Source organism: Streptococcus sp. M143 (assembly GCF_000162495.1).
GTDB classification, from domain to species: Bacteria; Bacillota; Bacilli; order Lactobacillales; family Streptococcaceae; genus Streptococcus; species Streptococcus dentisani.
Window position 1 is genome coordinate 322576 of record NZ_GG730097.1, and the last position, 22994, is coordinate 345569.

A 22994-nucleotide genomic window follows, 5' to 3' on the forward strand; every position below is an offset into this window, starting at 1 on the left:
GCAGTCGGGGTTTAAGTGGGCTTTTTTGAGTTATAATTGATTAGTTGTCAACAATATTTTTAATAGTTGATATGCCTAGAATCGCTCATACCAGTAATCACAATGAATGGGAGGTGGAAAGGATTATTTAAATAGAAAGGCGGTAGGCAAGTGAGTTATTAATGGCTCACTGATAAAAAGAAAAGAGGCGCATTATGGGACTTATTAGAGCAGGTGCAGGAGCTGTAGGTGGTTTATTAGCCGATCAATGGAAAGAATTTTTCTATTGTGAGTCTATGGACAAATCTGTCATGGTTGTCAAGGGGCAAAAGCGGGTCTCTGGTCGATCATCCAATACTAAGGGCAGTGATAATATTATTTCCAATGGTTCAGGTATTGCAGTGGCTGATGGTCAGTGTATGATGATTGTTGAGCAAGGTAAGGTTGTAGAAGTTTGTGCCGAACCAGGTGAGTTCACTTATGATACCTCCAGCGAACCAAGTATTTTTACAGGAAATCTTGGAAATTCTATCAAGGATACTTTCAAACAAATTGGGAAACGTTTCACTTATGGTGGCGATACTGGCAAAGATCAGCGTGTGTATTATTTTAATACAAAAGAATTAATTGATAATAAATTCGGTACACCGAACCCAATTCCATTTCGTGTGGTAGATTCTAAGATTGGTTTAGACCTTGACGTTTCTGTTCGATGCTCAGGGGTTTATTCTTATAAGATCGTTGACCCGCTTTTGTTTTATACAAATGTTTGTGGAAATGTTGAAAGAGAGTATTTGCGTGAAGAAATTGACTCACAGTTGAAAACTGAATTTATCAGCGCCTTGCAACCTTCATTTGCTAAGTTATCTGATATGGAATTGAGACCGAATCAAATTGTCAGTCACAATACAGAATTAGAAAATGCCCTCAATGAAACTCTCTCAGAAAAATGGGGTCAACTTCGTGGTCTTAAAGTCATTAGCATTGCACTCGGCTCTGTTACTCTCCCAGAAGAAGATGCCGAAATGATTAAGCAGGCTCAACGTACTGCTATTATGAAAGATCCGACTATGGCGGCCGCAACCTTAGTTGGTGCACAGGCAGACGCTATGAAGGCAGCCGCAAGCAATGAAGCAGGAGCTATGACTGGCTTTATGGGCTTTGGCATGGCAGCCAATGCAGGCGGTGGCATGAATGCACAAAATCTCTTTGCTATGGGACAAGAACAGGCTGCTAACCAAGCACAAACAGAAAATCAAGCACCACCAAGCACTCCGAATGTCAATAAGTGGATCTGTCCAAATGGACATGAGGCTATGGGGAAGTTCTGCCCAGAGTGTGGCAGTCCGAAACCAGTGGACAATAGCTGGACTTGTTCATGTGGCACGGTAAATACAGGTAAATTCTGTTCAAATTGTGGCAGTCCAAAACCGATAGTTCATCAAGCAAAACACTGTAGTAACTGTGGTTGGAAAGTTCCAGATTCTGGCCAGGCACCGAAATTCTGTCCTGAATGCGGGTCAACGTTTTAGAACAAGACAACTCTAGATTGGCTTAGTGTCGGGAGAGGAGATGATGACATGGCTGATAATTTAGAATACAAATGTCCTTGTTGCGGTGGTGCTTTAGCCTTTGATACGAAAATCCAAAAAATGAAGTGTCCTTACTGTGACTCTGAATATGAAATGGAAAGTCTCAAGCACATGGATGAAGGTTTGGTAGAAGTACAGTCTTCTACTGAGTCAACTTCAACAACCTATTCTACTGAAGAATGGCAAGAGGATGATGAACAGCTGAACGTCTTTATTTGCAATTCCTGTGGTGGACAATTGATTGCTGATGAAAATACTGCTGCAACAACTTGCCCTTATTGTGATAATCCAGTTGTTCTCAAGGAACGTCTGGTAGGTGATTTGAAACCAGAGTTGGTTATTCCGTTTAAACTGGATAAAAAAGCTGCCAGAGAAGCGCTTAACAAGCACCTTCTCGGCAAGCGTTTATTGCCAAAAATTTTTAAGGATCAGAACCATATTGATGAAGTAAAGGGTGTTTACGTGCCATTTTGGCTATTTAATACAGAAGCGGATGCGGATATTAAGTACAAAGCAACTAGGATAACGACTTGGAGTGACAAAGATTACAATTACACCCAAACTGAATTTTACTCTGTCCTTCGTTCTGGTCAGTTAGCCTTTTCTCATCTACCTGTTGACGGTTCTAAAAGTATGGACAATACCTTGATGGAATCCATTGAACCTTTTGATGTTTCAAAAGCAGTTGACTTTCAAACAGCCTATTTAGCAGGTTATTTGGCCGAGCGTTATGATGTGACGGCAGAAGAAAGTATCACCCACGCTAATAAACGGGCTAAAAGGAGTACTGAAGATAGATTTGCGGAAACAGTTAAAGGATTTACAATGGTAACTCCAGAAAGTAGTCATGTTGAGTTTAAAAATAGCAAAACCAAGTATGTCCTTTATCCAGTCTGGTTGTTAAACACAACTTGGAATAATGAAAAGTACGTTTTTGCTATGAATGGTCAAACAGGAAAATTTGTAGGCAATCTTCCCTTGGATAAACGAGTCTACTGGCGCTATTTTATGACGATTGCAACACTTACTTTTATTGTTTGCTATGGCATTGTTTGGTTGATTTATCTAATGTAAGGAGGAAGATATGATGAAAAAACTACTATCATTCCTTCTTGCGGTTTTTCTCGCTTTTACCTTGATTGGGATTGTGTCAGCTGACATGTCAAGTCAAACTTTAATTTATGATGAGGCCGGCCTCCTATCATCCAATGAGAAAAGCAAACTAGAAGAAGAAGCACAAGCTATTTACAAAGAGCATCAGTTCAAATCTTATCTGCTCATTGCTGACTCTTATGATGATGTAACTCAATATACAACGGATTTCTTCAAGAGAGGGAAGGAAGATGCTATTCTTCTGATAATAGGGAAGTCTAAAGATTATAGAACTATCTGCTACAAGGGAAAAGCAAAAGAGCTTCTGGGAGATTTTTGGGATACCTTTATCAAAGGAGTTTATCATAGCAATAGTAGTTGGTATGACAGTGCCCACCGTAGTTTGACTGCTATTGCTGTTAAGTTTGGACCCCTGAAGCGTCTCGTGGATGAAGCGGATTTACTGAGTGATGTAGAAGAAAAAGATTTATTAAGTAAACTTGATGAGATTAGTGAGCGGCAGAAATGTGACCTTGTTATTGTGACTGTCAAGGATCTGGGAGGGAAGACACCAGAAGCCTTTGCAGATGATTATTTTGACTATAATGGTTATGGTCAGGGTGAGGACTATAGTGGTTTATTGTTATTGTTAAGTATGAAGGAACGGGATTGGCATATCACCACAACAGGTTATGCGATTCGAGCATTTACCGATGCAGGTTTAGAATATATGTCTGATCGCTTTGTTCCGAAACTAAGCAACGGAGAATATGAGCAAGCATTTAGCAGTTTTGCAGAACTGAGCGATAAGTTCTTAACGCAGGCTAAGACAGATAAACCTTATGACAAAGGGAATCTTCCTAAGGAACCGCTAAGTTGGATATGGGTCCCCCTATCTCTAGGTGTAGGTCTTGTCACAGCCTTTGTAGTTGTTTCAAGTATGGCTGGTCAACTCAAAAGTGTGGAGCCAGATGTGGCAGCGACAAATTATATTGTAGAAAATAGTCTCACTGTCACTCAAGCAGAAGAAAAGTTTCTATATAAAACGGTTGATAAGGTGGCTCGTCCCAAAGAGAGTAAATCTTCTTCTGGAGGTAGCAGTACTCACACATCTTCATCAGGAAGAACTCACGGTGGTGCAGGAGGCAAGTTTTGATTAGAATAGACGAGTGAATGAGATAGACTTTCAAATCTATTTTAGGAGAAAGGGAAGTAAAATGAAAAAATTATTTAGCTTGATATTGGCACTTCTGTTACTTATCACGCTTGGAGCTTGTGGAAAATCAGGTGGAAGAGCGGACGATGCCTTAGTGGGTAAATACGTAGCTGTTAGTGGAACGGCCATGGGAGTAACGCTCTCTGGTGATGATATGGCTGGCTTCAAACTCGAATTGATGAGTGGAGGCAAGGCAAAACTAAACGTAGAAGGAACAACTGCAGAAGGTAAATGGAAAAATGATGATAACACATTAACTCTTACTATTGAAAATACTGATATGGTTGGCAAGCTTGATAAGGATACGATTACATTTGAAAGCATCTTGAAAGAGCTTGTCGGGACTTCAATGGATGTAAAACTTGCAAAAGAAGGAACGGATGCAGCGAAACCTGAGAACTTCTTGCCAGAAGAAGAGAAAGCTCTCTTAGGAGACTGGGTAGGCGCGTCTGTAGCGGATGTAATGGATGCAGACGCATCTGGAGAAATAGCACCAGATTCCTTGAAGGCAACTTTAAAGGCAGATCATACTTCTACAATCACCTATAAAGGAGAAGTAATTGCCACTCCTAAATGGAGTTATGTGACAGGTACCATTATATTTGAAGGTAAGGTTGCTGGAAATGCGAGTCTATACAGTGAACAAAAAGATGGGGTCTTTAAAATAACTTATAGCGGAGATAAGTATTATACCTTTACAATGAAATCATCTAAAGGAGATTAGAATAATAAATGGGCTAAATCAGTGCGGTGATGGTATGGAACTGTCATCGCACTTTTGGATTGGCTAAGGTAGTTATCAACTATAATTTACGAATCTAATAATTTTTAGTGATTTTCAGAAGATTTTGATTGTGATAAAAACGAACGTTTACAGAAGGTTTTTTAAAAAAATTGACAAAAACTGTACTTTGGTTTATAATAAGTCAAGGAAACGTCGGAAAAGACGTAGTGATGCGAAGGCATAGGTAGGTCATTACAAAAGAAACGAGACATCGATATGTTAAATGAATTTCCAATTTTTGATTACGAAGATATTCAATTGATCCCAAATAAATGTGTCATTAAAAGCCGTGCAGAAGCGGATACAAGTGTCACACTTGGAAATCACACTTTCAAACTACCTGTTGTGCCAGCCAATATGCAGACGATTTTGGATGAGAATGTAGCAGAGCAGCTTGCTAAAGGTGGCTACTTCTATATTATGCATCGTTTTGATGAGGCGGGGCGCATTCCTTTTATCAAACGCATGCACGATCAAGGGCTCATTGCTTCCATTTCTGTTGGTGTTAAGGATTACGAGTATGACTTTGTTAGCCAGCTCAAGGCTGATGCTCCTGAGTATATCACGATTGATATTGCCCATGGTCATGCGGATAGCGTGATTTCTATGATCCAACACATCAAGAAAGAATTGCCAGATACTTTTGTCATTGCTGGGAATGTGGGAACGCCAGAAGCAGTGCGTGAATTGGAAAATGCCGGTGCGGATGCTACTAAGGTTGGAATCGGTCCTGGTAAGGTTTGTATCACCAAGGTTAAGACTGGCTTTGGTACAGGTGGTTGGCAGTTGGCAGCACTTCGCTGGTGTGCTAAAGCAGCTCGTAAACCGATCATTGCTGATGGTGGGATTCGTACTCATGGTGATATTGCTAAGTCTATCCGTTTCGGTGCTAGCATGGTTATGATTGGTTCCCTTTTTGCAGGACACATCGAAAGTCCAGGGAAGACAATCGAAGTCGATGGGGAACAGTTTAAAGAATACTATGGTTCAGCTTCCCAATACCAAAAGGGTGCTTATAAAAACGTGGAAGGCAAACGCATCTTACTTCCTGCCAAAGGGCATTTGCAAGACACCCTTACTGAGATGGAGCAGGATTTGCAAAGTGCCATTTCCTACGCAGGTGGACGCAAGGTTGCTGACCTCAAGCACGTTGATTATGTAATCGTGAAAAACTCTATCTGGAATGGTGATGCATCCCACTAATGGAGGCATACCCCACCCAAAAAACTTGTTATTAGAGCAAATTTCTGTTATAATAAAACAAGTTTCCACCCTTAGTGTAATGGATATCACGTAAGATTCCGGTTCTTAAGATGGGGGTTCGATTCCCTCAGGGTGGATGTAAACAGCCTAAAAAAGCCTTTAAATAAGGCTTTTTCTTTATATTTCCTCCAAAATTGGAAATCTTTTTTCAAAAACTACCCAAATCTTTCCTAGTCCCATTTTAAAGTGACTCAGAGGGCTTTTTTTGATATAATAGAAAGGATCGTAATTATTAGAAAGAGGTCAGTATGAAAGAATTACAAACTGTACTGAAGAAGCGTTTTGCAATCGAATTTGCAGACAAAAACTTACTGGAAACGGCCTTTACTCATACGAGTTATGCCAATGAGCACCGCCTCTTAAAAATTTCACACAATGAGCGCTTGGAATTTTTAGGAGACGCTGTTCTGCAATTATTGATTTCCGAATATCTGTATAAAAAATATCCTAAGAAACCAGAGGGAGATTTGTCTAAACTCCGTGCCATGATTGTCCGTGAGGAGAGTTTGGCTGGTTTTGCGCGTGATTGCCAGTTTGATCAATTTATCAAATTGGGTAAAGGGGAAGAGAAGTCTGGTGGTCGCAATCGTGACACCATTCTTGGTGATGCCTTTGAAGCCTTTCTGGGAGCTTTGCTTTTAGACAAGGATGTAGCTAGAGTAAAAGAGTTTATCTATCAGGTCATGATTCCCAAGGTTGAAGTAGGTGACTTTGAGATGATTACGGATTACAAGACACACTTGCAAGAGTTGCTCCAGGTCAATGGGGATGTGGACATTCGCTACCAGGTGACTTCTGAGATGGGACCTGCCCATGATAAGGTTTTTGATGTAGAAGTTCTGGTTGAAGGCAAGAGTATCGGAAAAGGCCAAGGACGCTCCAAAAAATTAGCAGAGCAAGAGGCTGCTAAAAATGCCGTTGAGAAAGGGCTTGATTCATGTATTTAAAGGAAATTGAGATCCAGGGATTCAAGTCTTTTGCTGACAAGACCAGGGTCGTCTTTGATCAAGGTGTGACAGCTGTCGTTGGGCCCAATGGTTCTGGGAAGTCAAATATCACAGAAAGTCTGCGATGGGCCTTGGGAGAGTCCAGTGTCAAGAGTCTTCGTGGTGGCAAGATGCCGGATGTCATCTTTGCTGGAACTGAAAGTCGCAAACCACTCAATTATGCTTCGGTTGTCGTGACCTTGGACAATGAAGATGGTTTTATTAAGGATGCGGGGCAAGTTATTAAGGTAGAACGCCATATCTACCGTAGTGGAGATAGCGAATATCGAATTGATGGTAAGAAAGTGCGCTTGCGTGATATACATGACCTGTTCTTGGATACAGGTTTGGGACGGGATTCCTTCTCTATTATTTCCCAAGGGAAGGTTGAGGAGATTTTTAATTCCAAGCCTGAAGAACGCCGAGCCATTTTTGAAGAAGCTGCAGGAGTTTTAAAGTACAAAACTCGTAGAAAAGAAACAGAGAGCAAACTGCAACAAACTCAGGACAACCTAGACCGTTTAGAGGACATTATCTATGAGTTGGACAATCAAATCAAGCCTCTTGCCAAACAAGCTGAAAATGCTCGGAAGTTTCTCGACTTGGATGGTCAGCGTAAGGCGATTTATTTGGATGTACTGGTTGCCCAAATCAAGGAAAATAAGGCTGAACTAGAGTTGACAGAAGAAGAGCTAACGCAGGTTCAGGAACTCTTGACTAGTTATTACCAAAAGCGTGAAGAGTTAGAAGAGGAAAATCAGACTCTTAAAAAGAAACGGCAAGATCTCCAAACTGAAATGGCCAAAGACCAAGGGAGCTTAATGGATTTGACCAGTTTGATCAGTGACTTAGAGCGAAAACTAGCCCTATCCAAACTGGAATCTGAGCAGGTAGCCCTTAATCAACAAGAAGCACAAGCACGTTTGGCGACTCTGGAAGATAAGAGAAAGGCTCTAAGTAAGGAAAAGGCTGAAAAAGAAGGGAATCTGGAACAGTTAGAGGAAAGTTTAGCTGAAAACAACAAGGAACTCAATCGTTTAGAAGCAGAATTGTTGGCATTTTCAGATGATCCTGACCAGATGATTGAGCTCTTACGTGAACGTTTTGTGGCACTTTTACAAGAAGAAGCGGATGTCTCAAACCAGTTGACACGAATAGAGAATGAACTGGAGAACAGCCGTCAACTATCTCAAAAACAAGCTGATCAACTTGAGAAACTGAAAGAACAACTGACTACAGCTAAAGAGAAGGCCAGTCAACAGCAGGCTGAGCTTGAAACTGCCAAGGAGCAAGTTCAGAAATTATTGGCAGACTACCAAGCTAGTGCCAAGAAACAAGAGGAGCAGAAAGTTTCTTACCAAGCCAAGCAGAGCCAACTCTTTGACCGTCTGGACAGTCTCAAAAACAAGCAAGCTAGAGCCCAAAGTTTGGAAAATATCCTAAGAAATCATAGTAATTTTTACGCGGGTGTTAAGAGTGTTCTTCAAGAAAAAGACCGTCTTGGTGGGATTATTGGTGCAGTCAGTGAGCATTTGACCTTTGATGTGCATTATCAAACTGCCTTGGAGATTGCACTTGGAGCCAGCAGTCAGCATATCATTGTAGAAGATGAGCAAGCGGCAACCAAGGCTATTGATTTTCTCAAGCGCAACAGAACTGGTCGTGCAACCTTCCTTCCTTTGACAACGATTAAGGCGCGTACAATCTCTAGTCAGAATCAAGATGCTATCGCTGCAAGTCCAGGATTTCTGGGCATGGCTGATGAGTTGGTGTCGTTTGACAAGAGACTAGAAGCCATTTTCAAGAACTTGCTAGCTACGACGGCTATCTTTGATACCGTGGAACATGCGCGTGAAGCTGCTCGTCAAGTTCGCTATCAGGTTCGCATGGTGACGCTGGATGGGACAGAGTTGCGTGCAGGCGGTTCCTACGCGGGGGGGGCCAATCGTCAAAATAACAGTATCTTCATCAAGCCAGAGCTAGAGCAATTACAAAAAGAAATTGCTGAAGAAGAGGCCAGTCTGCGTTCAGAAGAGGCAAACTTGAAGACCTTGCAAGATGAGATGGCAGTATTAACAGAAAGATTAGAAACTATCAAATCACAAGGTGAGCAAGCTCGTATTCAGGAGCAAGGTTTGTACCTCGCCTATCAACAAACCAATCAGCAGGTCGAAGAATTGGAAACGCTTTGGAAACTTCAAGAAGAGGAATTAAATCGCCTTACTGAAGGAGATTGGCAAGCGGACAAGGAAAAATGCCAAGAGCGCCTTGCTACTATTGCCAGTGAAAAGCAAAATCTGGAAGCTGAAATTGAAGAAATTAAGTCTAACAAAAACGCTATTCAAGAACGCTATCAAAACTTGCAGGAACAGATTTCTCAAGCGCGCTTGCTTAAGTCCGAACTGCAAGGACAAAAGCGGTACGAAGTGACTGATATTGAACGCTTAGGCAAGGAACTGGATAGTCTGGATATCGAACAAGAGGAGATTCAGCGTCTCCTCCAAGAAAAGGTCGATAATCTTGAGAAAGTGGATACGGATTTGCTAAGCCAGCAGGTGGAAGAGGCCCAAACTCAGAAAGCCAATCTTCAACAAGGTCTGATTCGCAAGCAGTTTGAGTTGGATGATATCGAAGGTCAACTAGATGATATTGCCAGTCATTTGGATCAGGCTCGTCAGCAGAACGAGGAGTGGATTCGTAAACAAACACGCGCTGAAGCTAAGAAGGAAAAAGTCAGCGAACGCTTGCGCTATCTACAAGCTCAATTAACAGACCAGTACCAGATTAGCTACACAGAGGCTTTAGGAAAGGCTCATGAACTGGAAAATCTCAATCTGGCTGAGCAAGAGGTTAAGGATTTAGAGAAGGCTATTCGCTCACTGGGACCTGTCAATTTAGAAGCTATTGAACAGTGCGAAGAAGTTCACAGCCGTCTGGATTTCCTCAATAGCCAGCGTGATGATATTTTGTCAGCGAAAAATCTGCTTCTTGAGACCATCACAGAGATGAATGATGAGGTTAAGGAACGCTTTAAATCAACCTTTGAGGCTATTCGTGAATCCTTTAAAGTGACCTTTAGACAGATGTTTGGCGGTGGTCAGGCAGACTTGATTTTGACTGAAGGAGACCTGCTGACAGCTGGGGTTGAGATTTCTGTCCAACCACCAGGTAAGAAAATCCAATCTCTCAACCTCATGAGTGGTGGTGAGAAAGCCCTATCAGCTTTGGCTTTGCTCTTCTCAATTATCCGAGTCAAGACCATTCCTTTCGTCATCTTGGACGAGGTAGAGGCGGCGCTGGACGAAGCCAATGTCAAACGTTTTGGGGATTACCTCAACCGCTTTGACAAGGATAGTCAGTTTATCGTCGTAACCCACCGTAAGGGGACGATGGCGGCAGCGGACTCTATCTATGGAGTTACCATGCAGGAATCAGGTGTGTCTAAGATTGTTTCGGTTAAATTAAAAGATTTGGAAGAAACAGTAGACTAGTTACCAAACAATAGCATTTCTTAGGAGGTGCTATTTTTTAAAACTAAAGTGCTAAATTTTTTCTTAAGGTCAGTTCAGGCGTAAAAAACGACATTTGGGATTTCCTCTTAGCGAAAAGGCTTTCTCTATGATATAATAGTTTCATGATTACAACAGTACCTATTAAGAACGAAAAAGATATTGCAGTACCGGGTAAAACAGTCCTTGTACTAGGTTATTTTGATGGCATCCACAAGGGACATCAGAAACTTTTTGAAGTGGCCAGCAAGGCTTCGATGAAGGATTATCTGCCAGTTGTCGTAATGACCTTTACAGAGTCGCCAAAACTTGCCTTACAACCTTACCAACCTGAGCTCATGCTCCATATCGTCAATCACGAGGAACGGGAGCACAAGATGAAGTGGCACGGAGTAGAGGCTCTTTTCTTACTTGACTTTAGTAGCAAATTTGCTAGTTTAACGGGTCAAGAGTTCTTTGATACCTACATCAAGGCTTTAAAACCAGCTATCATTGTAGCAGGATTTGACTATACGTTTGGTTCAGATAAGAAAACTGCGGATGACCTGAAGGACTATTTTGATGGAGAGATCATCATTGTTCCTCCAGTTGAGGACGAAAAGGGCAAGATTAGTTCCACACGGATTCGTCAGGCTATTCTTGATGGAGATGTAAAGGAAGTCAATCATCTGCTCGGCACTCCGCTCCCATCTCGTGGGATGGTCGTTCATGGAAATGCTCGTGGGCGTACTATCGGTTATCCAACAGCCAATCTGGTCCTAAGAGATCGAACCTATATGCCAGCAGATGGGGTATACGTAGTTGATGTCGAAGTGCAGCGTAAAAGATATCGTGGGATGGCGAGTGTTGGCAAAAATGTCACCTTTTATGGAGAAGAGCCACGTTTTGAAGTCAATATTTTCGATTTTTCAGACGATATTTACGGTGAGACAGTCATTGTCTACTGGCTGGACCGTGTCCGCGATATGGTCAAATTTGACTCTGTAGAGGAACTGGTAGACCAACTCCAGAAAGACGAAGAGATTGCTCGGAATTGGAAGGATGGAGAGTAGAAAAGTTTAAAAAAGTGAACCATATTTTGTGTTTGCTTTTTTATTTTTGAAAGAAATTTTTATAGCGAGAAACATGATTGAAGCTTAATTGAAAATCTGTTAAAATAGTGATATTCATAACTTTAAAACCAAAGAAAAGAGACTATATGATTACAGGCGAATTAAAAAGTAAAATCGATCAACTGTGGGAAATGCTGTGGACTGAAGGAAATGCAAATCCTCTAACAAATATTGAACAATTGACTTATCTTCTGTTTATGAAGGATTTGGATAGTGTTGAACTTGGACGCGAAAGCGATGCTGAGTTTTTAGGGATTTCTTATGAGGGAATTTTTCCAAAAGACAAACCTGAATACCGTTGGTCGACTTTTAAAAATATAGGAGATGCTCAGGAAGTTTATCGTTTAATGACACAGGAGATTTTTCCATTTATGAAGAATCTCAAGGGTGATACTGATGATACAGCTTTTTCACGTTATATGCGTGAAGCTATCTTTCAAATAAATAAACCTGCTACTCTCCAAAAGGTGATTTCTATATTAGATGAATTTCCAACCAGAGACTCAGGTATAGACTTTGATAGTGACACACAGGGGATTAATGATATTGGCGACATCTATGAATATCTGCTATCAAAATTGTCAACCGCAGGTAAAAATGGACAATTTCGTACACCTCGTCACATCATCGATATGATGGTTGAGTTGATGCAACCAACTATCAAGGATATTATCTCAGATCCTGCTATGGGGTCTGCGGGTTTCTTAGTATCTGCTAGCCGTTACTTAAAGCGTAAGAAAGATGAATGGGAAACCAATCCAGATAATATCAACCATTTTCATAACAATATGTTTCATGGAAATGATACGGATACAACTATGCTGAGACTTGGTGCAATGAATATGATGCTACATGGAGTGGAAAATCCACAAATTAGTTATCTTGACTCACTATCTCAAGATAATGAAGAAGCAGATAAGTACACTTTAGTTCTAGCAAATCCTCCATTTAAAGGGTCACTTGATTACGATTCAACTTCAAATGATCTTCTTGCGACTGTAAAAACCAAAAAAACAGAATTGCTTTTCCTTGCTCTTTTCTTGCGTACATTGAAACCAGGGGGACGTGCAGCAGTTATTGTACCTGACGGTGTCCTCTTTGGTTCTTCTAAAGCCCATAAAGGAATTCGTCAGGAAATTGTAGAGAATCATAAATTGGATGCTGTAATATCAATGCCAAGTGGTGTTTTCAAACCTTATGCTGGAGTTTCAACTGCCATTCTCATCTTTACAAAAACTGGAAATGGTGGAACGGATAAGGTCTGGTTTTACGATATGAAAGCAGATGGTTTAAGTTTGGATGATAAACGACAACCGATCAGTGACAATGATATTCCAGATATTATTCAACGTTTCCATCAACTTGAAAATGAAGCAGAACGTAAGAGAACGGACCAGTCTTTCTTTGTTCCAGTCGATGAGATAAAGGATAATGATTATGATTTATCGATCAATAAATACAAAGAAATTGAGTATGAAAAAGTTGAGTATGAACCAACAGAAGTCATCTTAAAGAAAATTAATGATCTAGAAAAAGAAATTCAAGCTGGCTTGGCAGAGTTAGAAGAATTACTCAAGTAGGGAGATGGATGTATGAAAAAAGTGAAGTTGGGGGAAGTTTGTGAGATATTAAATGGATTTGCCTTCAAGAGTTTGCTATATGTTAATGAAGGCATTCGTATTATAAGAATTACTAATGTTCAAAAAGGATACATCGAAGATAGTGATCCCAAATACTATCCAATTGAATATACAAATTCAATCGAGAAGTATATTTTAAAAGAAAATGATTTGCTTATGTCTTTAACAGGAAATGTTGGAAGAGTAGGATTAATAAGTAAAACAATGCTTCCTGCTGCGTTAAATCAACGGGTTGCCTGTTTAAGAACTATTGATAGTTTAATTTCCAAAGAATATGTATTTCAATTTCTTAATTCAGATCTGTTTGAGCAGTCAGCAATAAGAAGTTCTAATGGTGTTGCTCAAAAAAATTTAAGTACAGACTGGTTAAAAAAAGTAGAGATTACTTATCCTTCAGTTGAGCAACAAGAGTTGATTACTAGTACGTTAAATTTGATTGAACGATTAATTTGCTGTCGTAAAGAACAAAATAAAAAATTGAACGAGCTCGTCAAATCCCGATTTAACGAGATGTTTGGGGATCCTGTTTTTAATGAAATGAGATGGAGAAGATGTAAGTTAAAGGATATATCAATAGAAAAATTGGCTTACGGATCAGGGGCATCAGCAATTGACTTTTCAGGATTAAGATATATTCGTATAACTGATATTGATGAATGTGGAAACTTGAAACTTGACAAAAAATCACCTAGCCATTATGACGAGAAATATTTATTAAATACTGGGGATATATTGTTCGCCCGAAGTGGAGCTACAGTTGGAAAAACTTTTTTATATTCGAAAGAGAAGTATGGTCCAGCCCTATATGCAGGATACTTGATTAGACTAATCCCTAATCTTTCATTAGTAAACCCTGTTTTCGTTTATCACTTTACAAATACAAAGTTCTATAATGATTTTATTGCTAAAGTTCAGAATACAGTTGCACAACCAAATATCAATGCAAAACAATATAGTGAATTAGATTTCATACTCCCCCCTCTTTCCCTCCAAAACGAGTTCGCAGACTTTGTGGCTCAGGTCGACAAATCACAATTGGCAATTCAAAAATCTCTGGAAGAATTGGAAACTTTGAAAAAATCACTTATGCAGGAGTATTTCGGTTAAGATTCGAGATGAAATAGCAGTTTTACACTATCATTGTAATTACCGTAATTATTTGTTATAATACTTCAAAGGAGGAAATCAGATGGTCGTAAAAACAAGAAAACAAGGAAATTCAATCACCATTACGATTCCAAGCGAGTTCAATATTCCAAGTGGTGTTAAATACGAAGCAAAATTGTTACCAAGTGGTGAAATTATCTTTACTCCTGAAGAATCGGAACATCAGATCTCTTATGTTTCTGATGATGCCTTTAACTTAAAATTGGATACAATTTTTGATGAATACGACGATGTTTTCAAAGCTTTGGTGGAAAAATGACAGTCTATCTAACAGAAAAGCAAATTGAAAAAATCAATGCTTTAGTAATTCAACGGTATTCTCCAAAGGAGCAAATTCAAACAGTTAGTCCTTCAGCGTTAAATATGATTGTGAACTTACCAGAACAATTTGTTTTTGGCAAACCTCTTTATCCAACAATTTTTGATAAAGCAACAATATTATTTGTCCAATTGATAAAGAAGCATGTTTTTGCCAATGCCAATAAACGAACGGCCTTCTTTGTTTTGGTGAAGTTTTTACAATTAAATGGTTATCACTTTACTGTTTCCGTGGAAGAAGCGGTTGATATGTGCGTGACTATAGCGGTAGAAGCTTTAACTGATGAAAAAATGATAAGCTACTCTAAATGGATTTCTGAACATTCTATCAGAGAAAAGGTCAAAAAGTGAGATAGTATGCTGGATTGAAATGAGCATAAGAAAATAAATGAACAGGCAATATTAGAATTCTGTAATGCAGAAACTGATATTGCCTCTTTTTATTGATGAGTAATAATGAAAGTGAGAATTTATGGAATCAAAAGTTACAATTATCATACAAGAAATGTTACCACTTTTAAACAATGAACAATTACTAGCATTGAGAGAGAGTTTAGAACGCCATCTAGTGGATGGAAAAAAGCAGCAAAAGTATTCGAATAATAATCTGTTGCAACTATTTATAACTGCTAAGCAGGTGGAGGGCTGTAGCGCAAAAACAATACGTTATTATCAGAGAACAATTGAAAATTTGTTTCATGATATTAAGGAGTCTGTGACACAACTGACAACAGATGATTTAAGAAGTTATCTAGCAAATTATCAGTCTGAAAAGGACTGTAGTAAGGCGAATTTGGACAATATTCGGCGTATATTGTCTTCTTTTTTTGCTTGGCTTGAGCAAGAGGAGTATATCATCAAGAACCCTATTCGAAGGATTAAAAAAATTAAGACAGAACAAACTGTAAAAGAAACTTATACGGATGAACATCTGGAAATTATGCGGGATAACTGTGAAAATTTAAGAGATTTGGCAATGATTGACCTACTAGCATCAACAGGTATGCGTGTAGGAGAACTGGTCCAATTGAATCGTTCTGATATCGATTTTGAAAACAGAGAGTGTGTTGTTTTTGGAAAAGGAAAAAAGAAAGACCCGTATATTTTGATGCTCGTACGAAAATTCATTTAAGAAACTATCTCAATGATAGAAAAGATAGCCATCCTGCTCTTTTTATAACGCTAGTTGGAAAAGCTCAGAGACTTGGAATTGCGGGTGTCGAGATTCGATTGAGAAAGTTAGGACATAAACTTGGAATACAAAAGGTTCATCCACATAAATTCAGAAGAACCTTAGCGACTAAGGCGATTGATAAAGGAATGCCTATCGAACAGGTCCAAAAACTACTTGGTCACAGCAAAATTGATACAACCCTGGCCTATGCCATGGTTAACCAAAGCAACGTTAAACATTCGCACCAAAAATTCATCTCTTAAATGCAAATCCCGATTTAACGAGATGTTTGGGGATCCTGTTCTGAATGAAATGGGTTGGGAAAAACATAGATTATCAAAATTAACATTAAAAATTGGTTCAGGGGCTACACCTAGAGGAGGAAGAGAAAGTTATGTCAACGAAGGGATAGCACTTATTAGAAGTATGAATGTATATGATGGTAAGTTTATTTTCAAAGATTTAGCTTATCTAACTAATGTTCAGGCTGAAAAATTAAATAATGTAATTGTTGAATCCGACGATGTTTTGCTAAATATTACAGGTGCATCTGTATCTCGTTGCTGTATTGTTCCTCAAAATATTTTGCCTGCGAGAGTTAATCAGCACGTTTCTATAATTCGTTGTAAAAAGCACTTATTATCACCAATATTTTTAAATCAACTTCTAATAACTTCAGAGTTTAAGAGTTTGTTACTGAAAATAGGAGAAAGTTCAGGCGCCACCCGTCAAGCGATAACAAAAAATCAGATTGAAGAATTATACATCCCCCTCCCCCCTCTTTCCCTCCAAAACGAGTTCGCAGACTTTGTGGCTCAAGTCGACAAATCACAATTTGCTTGTGAGATAGTTATAAAACTGTGGAGAAATAGCTTGAAATCTAGTATAATATAGGTATATTTTTATTCAAAGTGAGAGAAAAATGGGAAATTTTAGCTTTCTTTTAAAAAATGCAGAGTACGAGTCATTTTCAAAGCCTTGTATAGAAGCTGAAAATATGATTGCGACATCTACTGTGGCTACTGCTTTTATGGCGCGTCGTGCTTTGGAGCAGGCTGTTCATTGGATATATAGTCACGATTCATATTTAGAAGCTCCCTATCGTGCTACCTTATCTTCTTTGGTATGGAATGATGATTTTAGAGAGATTGTGGATCCTGAGCTCCATAGGCAGATTGTTCTTTTAATTCGATGGGGAAATCATGCTGCACATGGTGGAGAAATTAAGGAACGAGAAGCGATTTTGGCTTTGCATCATTTGTATCAATTTGTCAATTTTATTGATTATTGCTACAGTAACGAGTTTGTGGAGCGTTATTTCGACGAGCAGTTATTGCCACTTTCAGCAAACATCAAGTTTCGAGAAACGCCACAATCTATGGCGAAATTACAAAACAGTTTGCCAGTTCTTCCTGATTTCGATGAACAGATGGCTAGTCAGTCCCTAGCTATTCAAGAGACTTATACTGAAAAACGTGAAACAGCAGCTCTACGGCAAGATGTATCTTTCCATATCGATCAACTATCTGAAGCAGAGACAAGAAAACTCTTTATTGATATCGATCTTCGTTTAGCGGGTTGGACATTTGAAGAAAACTGTCGTGTTGAGGTAGATGTTCATGGTTTGAAGCATGGGAAAGGAACTGGATATTGTGACTATGTCCTTTATGGTAAAAATGGGAAAATTCTAGCAATTGTTGAGGCCAAAAAGGCATCTGTGAATCCAGAAGTAGGGGAGGTTCAGGTCAAGGAATATGCTGAAGTCCTTGAGAAACAAATCGGCTATCGGCCAATTTGCTTTATTACCAATGGTTTAAAGCACTATATACTTGATGGTGTTAATCGTCGCCAGATTGCAGGGTTCTACTCTCAAGAAGAGTTGCAACTTTTGATGGACAGACGTCACTTGAAAAAACCACTCGAGGATATTTCTAGTAAAATTAGGGACGATATTTCTGGGCGTCATTATCAGAAACATGCGATTACAAGTGTCTGCGAAGCATTCTCTAATAATCGCAGACAGGCACTCTTGGTTATGGCAACTGGTTCTGGGAAAACCCGTACAGCGGTTTCTCTAGTTGATATCCTATCGCGTCATAACTGGGTAAAAAATGTTCTTTTTTTGGCTGATAGAACTTCCCTAGTTAAGCAAGCTTATGATTCATTTAGGAAATTACTTCCAGATCTTTCAGTTTGCAATTTCTTAGAGGATAAAGATGGTGCTCGATCTAGTCGAATGGTTTTTTCAACCTATCCGACCATGATAGGAGCGATTAGTGATCAAGAAGAAATAAATCAACGTCCCTTCACTGTTGGACACTTTGATCTCATCATAATTGACGAATCTCACCGTTCTATTTATCAGAAATACAAATCAATTTTTGATTATTTTGATGCAAGGATTGTAGGATTAACTGCCACTCCACGTCAAGATTTAGATAAAAATACCTACGGTTTCTTTAACTTGGAGAATGGTGTTCCAACATACGCATACGATCTGGAAGAGGCTGTCAAAGATGGCTATTTAGTAGCTTATCATTCGATTGAAACCAAGTTGAAACTACCTACGGATGGTCTACATTACGATGATTTATCCCAAGACGAAAAAGAATATTTTGATAGCCAATTTGAAGATGGTAGTTCTGAGAAAGATATTGATCCTGCAGATTTTAATACCTCTATTTTCAATAAAAAAACAGTCAAAATTGTTCTAGATGAACTAATGACAAGAGGGATTCAGACAGCTTCCGGTGATGAAATTGGTAAAACCATTATCTTTGCTAAAAATCATCGCCATGCTGAATATATCAGAGATATTTTTAACGAACGCTATCCTGAAAAAGGAAGCGACTATGCTCAAGTGATTGATTATAGCATTAAGTATTATCAAACCTTAATTGACGATTTTAAAATTAAGGAGAAGTACCCTCAAATCGCAATTTCTGTTGATATGTTGGATACAGGTATTGATGTACCAGAAGTTGTTAATTTAGTCTTTTTCAAGAAAGTACGCTCTAAAACCAAGTTTTGGCAGATGATTGGTCGTGGAACCCGTCTTTGTAAAGATTTATTCGGCCCCGAGCAGGATAAGGAAAATTTCTTGGTATTCGATTATGGTGATAATTTTGAATATTTCAAAACTGATTCAAGAGCAGGAGATAGCCGTCACATTGTTCCTCTGACTCAACGTTTGTTTAACATCAAGGTGGATTTGATTCGAGAATTGCAGGGCCTTCATTATCAAGATAATCAGTTTGCTAGAGAATACCGTCAGCAACTCGTCACAGAACTTCATGGACGTATGCTGAGCTTAAATGAGTTAGACTTTAGGGTTCGTATGGTCTTAGATACAGTTTACACTTATAGGAAGTTGGAAAATTGGCAAAATCTAACGACCGTCACAAGTGAAACAATCCAGAAAGATCTTTCTCCGCTTCTTTTTGAAGAAAATAAAGAGGATGAGATGGCGAGACGATTTGATTTATGGTTGTTTCAGATACAGTTAGGACAACTATTAGCCAAGCCAGCAACTGTCCATATTTCTCAAGTTATGAAAACGGCTAAAGCTCTTGTTTCTGTTGGTAATATACCACAGGTTTTTGCACAGGCTGAAATCATCAGGAAAGTACAAGAACCTGAATTTTGGGAAGAAGTTAGTTTATCTGGACTGGAAAAAATACGCCTTGCACTTCGAGATTTACTACAGTTTCTGGATAAAACGGAACGTAGTGTATATTATGTCAATTTTGATGATCATATTCTTTCCACTGTCCATGATACCAGGCCATATTTACAGGTCAATGACCTGCGATCTTATAATGAAAAAGTTGAACATTATTTGAAAACTCATCTAGATGACGAAGCAATTTCTAAGTTATACCATAATGAAAAATTGACCTCTCAGGATTTGCTTGCACTTGAAACATTGCTGTGGGAGAAATTAGGTAGCAAGTCAGATTACCTACAACATTATGAAAATAAAGCAATTCCTAGATTGGTTCGTGAGATTATTGGTTTGGATAGAGAGTCTGCCAATCAAGTTTTTTCTAAATTTTTATCGGATGAGAGTCTAAATGCCAAGCAGATTTCCTTTGTGAAATTGATTGTAGATTACATTGTAGAGAATGGTTGCTTGGAGACCAAAGTTTTAACACAAGAGCCGTTTAAATCGTATGGTTCAGTTCAACTACTCTTTCAACACCAACTCCCTGTACTTCGTAATATTGTCCAAACAATTGAACTCATCAATGATCGAGCTGGAGAAGCAGCATAAATAATAAGAGGTTGTAAATGCAAACGCAAGAAGAAATGAATGTTTTGGTACCTGGAAAATTAGCAGAAATTGAGCGTGATTATGATATCAGAGTTTTGTGGGCTATTGAGTCTGGTAGTCGTGCCTGGGGATTTGAGTCTCCTGATAGTGACTTTGATGTGCGATTTATCTACAAACACAAGCGAGATTTTTATCTCCATTTGAATGAACGGCGTGATGTTATCGAGTTACCAATTGACGATACTTGGGATGTGAGTGGCTGGGATTTAGACAAGACTTTAAAACTCCTTTATAAGTCAAATCCAACACTGTTTGAATGGTTACAGTCACCAATTGTTTATCAACAAACGGATTTTATCGAGCGTATACGTCCTCTTGCCAACCAGTATTTTTCTGAGAAGAAAATGCTCCACCATTACTTGAACACTGCTAGAACTCAAATGAATAAGTATCTTTCAGGAGACAAGGTCAAACCTAAAAAGTATTTCTACGCGCTTCGTCCTATTTTGGCTTGTCGTTGGATCGAAAAATACCATTCAATCCCTCCGATTTTATTTGATGATTTGGTGAAAGAATTGCTGCCGTCTCAAATGAAGGAGCATGTTTCAAGATTGCTTGACATTAAGATAAACGGTCCTGAAGGTATGGAAATTGAGCCTATAAAGCCAATTCAAGATTATATTTTAGATAATATTCAAGAACTGGATGCCTACGTCCAAAGTGTTGGCGAGGATAAAAGAGACTGGAAAGCTCTAAATCAATTTTTCCTTGAAGAATTAGGCCACGACTGAGGTTGTTTATGGGGAAATGGACATGTAAATGCGGGCAAGCGATGAATGACCATAGGTCGCCCGATCCAAATGCTTATTCAGTTTATTCGGATGAGTTGTTTGAAGAAATCATGAATAAAGCTGACGACCATAATAAAATTTCTTATGATGAGATTTCTGAAGCATCCTTTTATATGTGGAAGTGCCCTGAATGTGGCAGTTTCATGGTTTTTGGCGAAGACGGGGGTAGAGATTGCTTTACTTTTTATGAACGCCAAGAAGCAGAAAAGGTTGAACCTCTCTTTGATCCGGATCAAGAGCTAAATCTTGTTGTTGTTGAGTTTCAGGAGGGAGGGAATGGCTATACTTATATCTGCGATGACCCAAATATCCATATTGGGCATGCTGTTATTGTCCCAGTAGGGAAGGAAAATACTGAGAAAACTGCTTTAGTTGTACAGAAGTATCATGCCCTACCAAAGGATATCACTTTTCCCGTTGAAAAGTTAAAACGAGTCATCCGTAGGTATTCATATTTCGACCCACTCATTTCAAAAATCGTTTGTAGAAATTTAATTAAGCTTGGAAGAATTCTTGATGCTTGCTCTAAAAATTCTAAACCTGCTAATCAGCAATATTATAGTATCAAAACTCCCTTAGGCTATTTCTGGTTAGAATTAAATGGAGTTCCGATTCCAATGAAAATTACACAGATTCAAGTCAGAGATAAAAAGTACCAAGTAGAAGGTGCCCTTTATATTAAGCCTTCAGAGATTAATTGTAGAAAATTCTATGAACTGGAATTATGTGCAGATTTTGATATTGATGCTTCTAGATGGATCGATGTTCTCTCGGATGAAAATGTTTGGGGCAATAGCTGGGAACTAAATGGTCTTCAATTTGGTATTACTGCAGGGGAATCTCCAGAATTTGAAGACGAAGTTGTTGCAAGAAAATATAGTCGTATCCCACTTTATTATGACTGGCACCCTGAATTTGAAGATTATTATGGCTTCAGTTTAGCTTGGAAAAAATACAAGTCTGATAGCGATTTATCAATAGATTTCTATACAACGTAAGATGCAGGAGAATAAGCATGAATCAAGCATGGGAATTATTGTTTGAAGGCAAAATTGAAGAGGCTAAAAAATTAGTTGAAGCTGATTTTTCTTTGGAAACTTGCACTAATTTTAGTTTATTAAATTTGATGGGCTATATCTATCTTGAAGAGCAAAATTATAACGAGTGCTTAAGTATCTACCAGCGTTATATTGACTTAGCCCGAACTAAAAGTGACCAAGAAAATGAACATATAGGCTATCATCAGTTAGCGATGGTTTACCGTGAAATGGGTCATTTTCAAAAAGCTCTACTCTATATCGATCAGGAAATGCAAATTATAAAAAAATATTTTCCCAATGATGCTTTGAAATTTTCTGTTAACAACTATGAACAAGGCTACCTTCGTTTAAAGTTGGGAAATCTAGAAGAGGCAGAAAGCTATATGCAAGAATCCCTAGATTTTGCTTTGACAACTGAGGACTTCATTGCCCAAGCCTGTTCCTATAGAGGGATGGGAGAGATTTATCTGAAGCAAGATTCAGTCAAATCACGAGATTATTTTTATCAATCTATTCAACTCTTTGAAAAAGCTGAGGATAAAATTGGAGCAGATGAGGTAATAGCTTTGTTACAAAATGAGAAGTAGTCCAACTGAGCTGAAGAAAAACAGTAAAAAGCGGAGATTCATGGCGCAGAAAAGAGGCTAGTTCATAATTTCAACAACTGGAAACTATGAAGTTTGACTGAAAAAATCAAGCTTAGTGCATTTATATTATGTCTTCATTTTACAGAAACCGAAAGTAAATAACTATTTTTAATATAAAATTTTGTCTTTTATCATATTTTTTTGAAAAAAGCTAGTAATTTGACTGAAAAAATTTGCAATTCTCCACAAGAAAATATATAATATAGTTGAGATGGAAAAACGTTTTTCAAAAGGAGGTGCACATTATGTTCTTAGGATTCTACTTCCGTTTTTGGTTCAGCATTTGGTGGCGTTAATAGAGGTTAGTGGTTGTTAAATTAAACTCAAATAGCTTTATGCCAGTAAGAAACT

The 22994-nt window shown here is 38.7% G+C and carries 17 protein-coding genes, 1 tRNA gene and 1 pseudogene; all 19 read left to right on the forward strand.

The features are described from left to right. Nucleotides 1–194: 194 nt before the first annotated feature. Entirely contained in the window at nt 195–1511 is a 1317-nt protein-coding gene (locus HMPREF0850_RS08260) for an SPFH domain-containing protein (RefSeq protein WP_000522981.1), read from the forward strand. Nucleotides 1512–1559: 48 nt separating this feature from the next. Next, nucleotides 1560–2645: a hypothetical protein gene (locus HMPREF0850_RS08265; protein ID WP_000774770.1), complete on the forward strand. Its 1086-nt coding sequence runs from the start codon at nt 1560–1562 to the stop codon at nt 2643–2645. 10 nt (nt 2646–2655) lie between these two features. Then, complete coding sequence (locus tag HMPREF0850_RS0103330) at nt 2656–3819, forward strand: TPM domain-containing protein (RefSeq protein WP_000976312.1); 1164 nt, start codon at nt 2656–2658, stop codon at nt 3817–3819. Between the two features lie 61 nt (nt 3820–3880). Beyond that, complete coding sequence (locus HMPREF0850_RS08270) at nt 3881–4603, forward strand: hypothetical protein (RefSeq protein WP_000732827.1); 723 nt, start codon at nt 3881–3883, stop codon at nt 4601–4603. Between the two features lie 276 nt (nt 4604–4879). Beyond that, on the forward strand, nt 4880–5866 hold the full coding sequence (locus HMPREF0850_RS08275; RefSeq protein ID WP_000931163.1) for a GMP reductase: 987 nt from the start codon (nt 4880–4882) through the stop codon (nt 5864–5866). Nucleotides 5867–5931: 65 nt separating this feature from the next. Then, nucleotides 5932–6003 (forward strand) — tRNA-Arg (locus HMPREF0850_RS08280). Between the two features lie 171 nt (nt 6004–6174). Next, nucleotides 6175–6873 carry a ribonuclease III gene (gene rnc / locus HMPREF0850_RS08285; protein ID WP_000661476.1) on the forward strand — a complete coding sequence of 233 codons (699 nt, stop codon included), beginning with the start codon at nt 6175–6177 and terminating at the stop codon, nt 6871–6873. Next, on the forward strand, nt 6864–10403 hold the full coding sequence (gene smc / locus HMPREF0850_RS08290) for a chromosome segregation protein SMC (RefSeq protein WP_000280973.1): 3540 nt from the start codon (nt 6864–6866) through the stop codon (nt 10401–10403). Before rnc ends, smc begins: the two co-directional genes overlap by 10 nt. A gap of 143 nt (nt 10404–10546) precedes the next feature. After that, the gene (locus HMPREF0850_RS08295; protein WP_000633640.1) at nt 10547–11473 is read left to right on the forward strand and encodes a bifunctional riboflavin kinase/FAD synthetase; all 927 of its coding nucleotides are present in this window, start codon (nt 10547–10549) and stop codon (nt 11471–11473) included. Between the two features lie 146 nt (nt 11474–11619). Further along, on the forward strand, nt 11620–13113 hold the full coding sequence (locus HMPREF0850_RS08300) for a type I restriction-modification system subunit M (RefSeq protein ID WP_000627761.1): 1494 nt from the start codon (nt 11620–11622) through the stop codon (nt 13111–13113). Nucleotides 13114–13125: 12 nt separating this feature from the next. Next, nucleotides 13126–14280, forward strand: coding sequence for a restriction endonuclease subunit S (locus tag HMPREF0850_RS12810; RefSeq protein ID WP_000756132.1), 1155 nt, complete (start codon nt 13126–13128; stop codon nt 14278–14280). Between the two features lie 82 nt (nt 14281–14362). Then, a complete protein-coding gene (locus HMPREF0850_RS08305) occupies nt 14363–14599 on the forward strand; it encodes a hypothetical protein (protein WP_000260606.1) in 237 nt (78 codons plus the stop codon). Continuing rightward, nucleotides 14596–15009, forward strand: coding sequence for a type II toxin-antitoxin system death-on-curing family toxin (locus tag HMPREF0850_RS08310; RefSeq protein WP_000219498.1), 414 nt, complete (start codon nt 14596–14598; stop codon nt 15007–15009). Before HMPREF0850_RS08305 ends, HMPREF0850_RS08310 begins: the two co-directional genes overlap by 4 nt. Nucleotides 15010–15130: 121 nt before the next feature. After that, nucleotides 15131–16095 (forward strand): annotated as a pseudogene (xerA, locus tag HMPREF0850_RS08315) (site-specific tyrosine recombinase/integron integrase). Continuing rightward, nucleotides 16040–16726, forward strand: a complete 687-nt coding sequence (locus HMPREF0850_RS08320; RefSeq protein WP_009013969.1) for a restriction endonuclease subunit S — start codon at nt 16040–16042, stop codon at nt 16724–16726. Before xerA ends, HMPREF0850_RS08320 begins: the two are co-directional and overlap by 56 nt. A 28-nt stretch (nt 16727–16754) precedes the next feature. Then, nucleotides 16755–20105: a DEAD/DEAH box helicase family protein gene (locus HMPREF0850_RS08325; protein ID WP_000526306.1), complete on the forward strand. Its 3351-nt coding sequence runs from the start codon at nt 16755–16757 to the stop codon at nt 20103–20105. 17 nt (nt 20106–20122) lie between these two features. Then, a complete protein-coding gene (locus HMPREF0850_RS08330; protein ID WP_001194461.1) occupies nt 20123–20896 on the forward strand; it encodes a nucleotidyltransferase domain-containing protein in 774 nt (257 codons plus the stop codon). Between the two features lie 8 nt (nt 20897–20904). After that, the gene (locus HMPREF0850_RS08335) at nt 20905–21954 is read left to right on the forward strand and encodes a hypothetical protein (RefSeq protein ID WP_000521317.1); all 1050 of its coding nucleotides are present in this window, start codon (nt 20905–20907) and stop codon (nt 21952–21954) included. A gap of 17 nt (nt 21955–21971) precedes the next feature. Further along, the gene (locus HMPREF0850_RS08340; protein WP_001070708.1) at nt 21972–22583 is read left to right on the forward strand and encodes a tetratricopeptide repeat protein; all 612 of its coding nucleotides are present in this window, start codon (nt 21972–21974) and stop codon (nt 22581–22583) included. Nucleotides 22584–22994 lie beyond the last annotated feature (411 nt).

What these genes read in the sequence shown, in the direction of transcription:
- HMPREF0850_RS08260 (WP_000522981.1), top strand. Translation starts at nt 195, where the DNA reads ATGGGACTTATTAGAGCAGGTGCAGGAGCTGTAGGTGGTTTATTAGCC.
- HMPREF0850_RS08265 (WP_000774770.1), top strand. Translation starts at nt 1,560, where the DNA reads ATGGCTGATAATTTAGAATACAAATGTCCTTGTTGCGGTGGTGCTTTA.
- HMPREF0850_RS0103330 (WP_000976312.1), top strand. Translation starts at nt 2,656, where the DNA reads ATGATGAAAAAACTACTATCATTCCTTCTTGCGGTTTTTCTCGCTTTT.
- HMPREF0850_RS08270 (WP_000732827.1), top strand. Translation starts at nt 3,881, where the DNA reads ATGAAAAAATTATTTAGCTTGATATTGGCACTTCTGTTACTTATCACG.
- HMPREF0850_RS08275 (WP_000931163.1), top strand. Translation starts at nt 4,880, where the DNA reads ATGTTAAATGAATTTCCAATTTTTGATTACGAAGATATTCAATTGATC.
- rnc (WP_000661476.1), top strand. Translation starts at nt 6,175, where the DNA reads ATGAAAGAATTACAAACTGTACTGAAGAAGCGTTTTGCAATCGAATTT.
- smc (WP_000280973.1), top strand. Translation starts at nt 6,864, where the DNA reads ATGTATTTAAAGGAAATTGAGATCCAGGGATTCAAGTCTTTTGCTGAC.
- HMPREF0850_RS08295 (WP_000633640.1), top strand. Translation starts at nt 10,547, where the DNA reads ATGATTACAACAGTACCTATTAAGAACGAAAAAGATATTGCAGTACCG.
- HMPREF0850_RS08300 (WP_000627761.1), top strand. Translation starts at nt 11,620, where the DNA reads ATGATTACAGGCGAATTAAAAAGTAAAATCGATCAACTGTGGGAAATG.
- HMPREF0850_RS12810 (WP_000756132.1), top strand. Translation starts at nt 13,126, where the DNA reads ATGAAAAAAGTGAAGTTGGGGGAAGTTTGTGAGATATTAAATGGATTT.
- HMPREF0850_RS08305 (WP_000260606.1), top strand. Translation starts at nt 14,363, where the DNA reads ATGGTCGTAAAAACAAGAAAACAAGGAAATTCAATCACCATTACGATT.
- HMPREF0850_RS08310 (WP_000219498.1), top strand. Translation starts at nt 14,596, where the DNA reads ATGACAGTCTATCTAACAGAAAAGCAAATTGAAAAAATCAATGCTTTA.
- HMPREF0850_RS08320 (WP_009013969.1), top strand. Translation starts at nt 16,040, where the DNA reads ATGCCATGGTTAACCAAAGCAACGTTAAACATTCGCACCAAAAATTCA.
- HMPREF0850_RS08325 (WP_000526306.1), top strand. Translation starts at nt 16,755, where the DNA reads ATGGGAAATTTTAGCTTTCTTTTAAAAAATGCAGAGTACGAGTCATTT.
- HMPREF0850_RS08330 (WP_001194461.1), top strand. Translation starts at nt 20,123, where the DNA reads ATGCAAACGCAAGAAGAAATGAATGTTTTGGTACCTGGAAAATTAGCA.
- HMPREF0850_RS08335 (WP_000521317.1), top strand. Translation starts at nt 20,905, where the DNA reads ATGGGGAAATGGACATGTAAATGCGGGCAAGCGATGAATGACCATAGG.
- HMPREF0850_RS08340 (WP_001070708.1), top strand. Translation starts at nt 21,972, where the DNA reads ATGAATCAAGCATGGGAATTATTGTTTGAAGGCAAAATTGAAGAGGCT.